The organism is Candidatus Paceibacter sp. (assembly GCA_013360865.1).
GTDB lineage: Bacteria > Patescibacteriota > Minisyncoccia > UBA9983 > UBA9983 > SURF-57.
The window spans coordinates 1-3,925 of record JABWAS010000033.1 but is presented as its reverse complement, the minus strand read 5'-3'; the positions used below and the strand labels follow the sequence as shown (position 1 = coordinate 3,925).

General features: G+C 33.4%; 6 protein-coding genes. All 6 read right to left on the bottom strand.

The window, feature by feature from the left end; genetic code table 11:
* Positions 1-77 precede the first annotated feature (77 nt).
* On the bottom strand, positions 78-242 hold the full coding sequence (locus HUT38_04455) for a hypothetical protein (protein ID NUQ57704.1): 165 nt from the start codon (positions 240-242) through the stop codon (positions 78-80).
* Positions 239-790, bottom strand: coding sequence for a hypothetical protein (locus HUT38_04450; GenBank protein ID NUQ57703.1), 552 nt, complete (start codon positions 788-790; stop codon positions 239-241). The genes HUT38_04455 and HUT38_04450 overlap by 4 nt, the downstream gene beginning before the upstream one ends.
* Positions 787-1,746: a hypothetical protein gene (locus HUT38_04445; GenBank protein NUQ57702.1), complete on the bottom strand. Its 960-nt coding sequence runs from the start codon at positions 1,744-1,746 to the stop codon at positions 787-789. The genes HUT38_04450 and HUT38_04445 overlap by 4 nt, the downstream gene beginning before the upstream one ends.
* Positions 1,747-1,926: 180 nt before the next feature.
* Positions 1,927-2,154, bottom strand: a complete 228-nt coding sequence (locus tag HUT38_04440; GenBank protein NUQ57701.1) for a hypothetical protein — start codon at positions 2,152-2,154, stop codon at positions 1,927-1,929.
* The gene (locus HUT38_04435) at positions 2,135-3,166 is read right to left on the bottom strand and encodes a hypothetical protein (GenBank protein ID NUQ57700.1); all 1,032 of its coding nucleotides are present in this window, start codon (positions 3,164-3,166) and stop codon (positions 2,135-2,137) included. The genes HUT38_04440 and HUT38_04435 overlap by 20 nt, the downstream gene beginning before the upstream one ends.
* A 444-nt stretch (positions 3,167-3,610) precedes the next feature.
* Positions 3,611-3,844, bottom strand: coding sequence for a hypothetical protein (locus tag HUT38_04430; GenBank protein ID NUQ57699.1), 234 nt, complete (start codon positions 3,842-3,844; stop codon positions 3,611-3,613).
* Between the last annotated feature and the right edge of the window lie 81 nt (positions 3,845-3,925).

The window sequence follows — 3,925 nt, the reverse complement described above, 5'->3', positions numbered from 1 at the left end:
TCCTGCTCATCAAATAATTAAAAGATACTTCGCATAAACAATACTAAAATTCTATCTTATTTTTATTAAATAATTGTCTAGACAATGGGGTACACCTTAGTATTTCCAATTTCAATTATTTTGTGAACTGTTTTTTCAATTTCTTCTTGAACCTCATTTACATAATTTTCGCCACCATAGCTTCCATAAGAACCGCCAAAAGATTCCATTGTCTTTTGAAACGAATCTTTGAAGTTATTCATGTCAAATCAACCTTTACAAATTCATCAAATCCGTCTTTTAAAAATGAGATGATTCCAAGTTTCATTTGTAATTCTTTTGTTAATTTTATTTTCTTTTTGTACTTTATTAAATAAGAAATCCAATAAATTGGATCGAACCATTTAAACCATAATTCGTACAACAATATGTCAATAATAGCATTTCCGCAAATCCAAGTTTTATCAAAAGAAGCTTTTCTTTCTTCTTTAATTAGGCTAAATTCCTTTTTCAAATTATCTAAATCCACATTAGTAGATTCAATATAAACTACAGTCTTTGAAGCGTCATATCCCCAAACAATGCCGTGTTTCTCATATTTCTTTTGAATTAAGGGAATGAAATCTTTTGACACATCATTTTTCCCCAAGAAGATGACACACTGAGTACCTCCGATTTGATATTCGTTATCGGTATATTGTTTAGGTGTAAACAATGATGCCTTTGCTATTTTTGTTTTCGATATTGCATGAACAAGTTCTCTTCCGAAACTTTTTAAATCTTTATCAGCGACTACAATAATGTTTTTCATAAAGTTATCCGAATTTTTTTTAAATTTTTATTTAAGAGCTTATTCGAAATATGCTTAACAACACGGATCATCATCCAAATTTCACCTCGCGACAGCGCTAACCCCTGATGCACCGAACCTGATAATAATCCATAAGTTTTTTCTACCCATGTAATTTCGTTATTATGTAAATTGCCATTGTTTTTATGAATTTTTAGTGCTTCATCACATTTTTTTGCATTTATTAAATTTTGCATATTTAAGGATGCTTGAAAATCATTTCTAAAAAGAACTGCTTCTAAATGTGAACGAATAACGCCCGCAGCTACTATTGCACTACTTAGGATTCCCCGATTGATTATACCTTCAGGTCCTCGCATAAATCCTAATAATACTGTTTCTTGTAATTGTTCAAAGTCGAACGACCAATTATTTGTGGGAGGCTTTAAGATCTGAGCGTTGTTACAAAAAATGTTTTCCGACATCGAGTAAAAGCTTTCTAACTCATATTGAACCGATTTAATTACACGTATTACTTGTTCAAATTCAACGAATTGGTAAATACGATGTTTGCTTTTTAAATTTTTTTCATCATTACTGAATGGAATTATCTTAGCACTTGATATTCTTCTCATATGCTCTATAAGCATATTTTGTAAATCAAATGATAAGTAAAACAAGACCGCACATATCGGTCCACCTAAATGTCGTGGAGGTCTTGATAGCACATCTGGAGAAAAGGCTTGGTTTGAGAAATAACAATTGAAGAGTTTTTCGTCAGATGTTTTGTATTCTCCGTTTAATCCAGAAGCCCATTTACCAAATTTATTAGAACGGAGCAGCTTGATTAGATCGTTTTTAAGTTCATTGTTAAAAGTTGACAATTCATTACAAATTTGTTCTACGTGTTTAGAATCAATTGGTAAATAAGGGTCTTGATTTTCTAATTGTGAAATTATTGGCCATCCTTTGAGCATAAATTACCTCCCCAGTACTTTATAGAGAAGGGCTTTAATTTTGCTATTTAAATTTATTACACACCCAATCCTTGCGCTTGATTAAAGGCCCACACCCCACGACCTTGGCATAGCGGATTACCACCAAATATTATTTTTCAAATAAAGTATAGCACAGTATTAAACACAAAAACAAAATCCTCAAATAGAAGCATCATCATCCCTATTGCCCAAAAATGGCGCAAGAAAAATATATGCTATTACACCTCCTGCAATCATCCCTCCTGCTTTAATATAACTCAAAATAGAAGTTTTCTTCCTTTGATGTTCTGGACAATATTCAGAATTATTCGGACCAGGGGTAAAAAGCATTCCACATTCCTTACAATTTTTCTTTTCTTGAGACATATTAACTTCTCCTTTCTCCATCAGATTCAACCTCAATAGATAATTCAGGTTTTCGGCGTTTATCAATACAATTTAATTCTTGCACTAAAATATCTCCTTCTTTTAAAGCTCGATATACTTCTGTTGAATATTGACACTTTCTATCAAGCTCATTATATATCTTCTCAAATTTTAAGTATAATCGCTCACTAGATCTTTGATAAGCATTAACATCTTCAAGCTCCCCGCAAACTACCATATTTAGAAAATTACAAATTTTTGTATATTGTAAATCTTCAAACACTGCTTTTAATTTTTCCCTAGCTTTCTGTTCCGGTGTTTTTGTGAAAATGAATTTTATATGTTTAATGAATTCCATTTTGCCTCGCCCATAATCAGCGGGATTCTTGACTGTTTCAAGTTCTGATTTTGCCGTTTCAAAAAATTGTTGTTCTAACTTATCTAAACGTTCTGAAATATCCTGTCCTTTTATTTGATTTACTACAGTTAAACCCTCCCTTGATACCCTATCTAACCAGTTTTGTAACGTATCATAAACACCTTTGAGATCACCAATTCTATTCGACAACTGAAATCTATGTATCCTGTCTACGGCATCCTTTATTTCCTCTAATTGATTCTGCATATCAAGATTACTAATAGCATGTGCAACCCCGATCCCAACGCTAAGCACCGATGTCATTCTGCGACCTACTCTCCCATGCTCTACAATTGTACCATCCTTACTATTATGCGCTACCGTAGAAACCAATCCATCTTTTTTGGATACAGGCTGATAATATCTACCTTCTTTGAGCCCTTTGAAAACATTCTCAGAAAAGATTACAAATTCTCCACTTGATGCTTTACCTAGTGTAATTGTTTTAACGATATCCAGAGGCAATCCAAGCGAATTCCCAATCTTCTGTTTTATAAACTCACTATAAAGATTAAACAATTTCCTGTTGTTATTAAACAGGTCTTCAAATTCCATTTTTGTTAGTGGATGAGAAACTATTTGAGTCTGTATATTATTTTTGTTTTCTAACTCCATAAGTTTATTCTCCATTAAATTCTAAAAAATACAGTACTACATCGTAGTATTTTTACCTGCTTACATTCTGTTCTGTGATTGTTACCATCCTGCTCTGCATTCAGAAATGCAGTATCAATTTTTCCAAAACATACATGGTATATTTTGTGGAGCTATCCATTTAATCTTCCTCATTCCCATCATCAACATACTTGGAAGAACTGCCATTACAGAAGGGACATATTTCATTCGTGTATCCACGACCGCCACACACGTCACAATCACGAGCAGCCATATTTAACCCCTTTCGTTGAAAAAAGTAAAAATAATTTTTATTGCATCTAAAGTTCACGATGGTTAAGAGGAACGCAGGTGATCAGCTTTGTGATGGGTCCGCTTCGCTTGACCCATCCTACTCTTTGAAATTCAAAATACCTCGGATTGCCATTATCGTCTGTTTTCTGTTTAACCCTGTAACGCTTCCAGCCTGTTTTTTAATTTACCTATCCATTTGTCCTCATCGATTTCAATCTGGTTTGAAGGGTCGCAGAAATTCATAAATTCTGTGATATCATGCTTACTCATGTTCGTATCATAAAAAACGGTTTTGTCCGGCGTTGATTCTACGGGAGTCCTTGTCGTCATTTCATACCGGACATAGTCGTTCAAATTTTCCGGCTTATTTATTCTGTGTGCCATAAAGATTTTTCCTTTAAGATCGGCCAGTAATTTTTTTATGTTTTCAATGACTGGTTGTATTTCCAAAGCGTACTGTCCGAT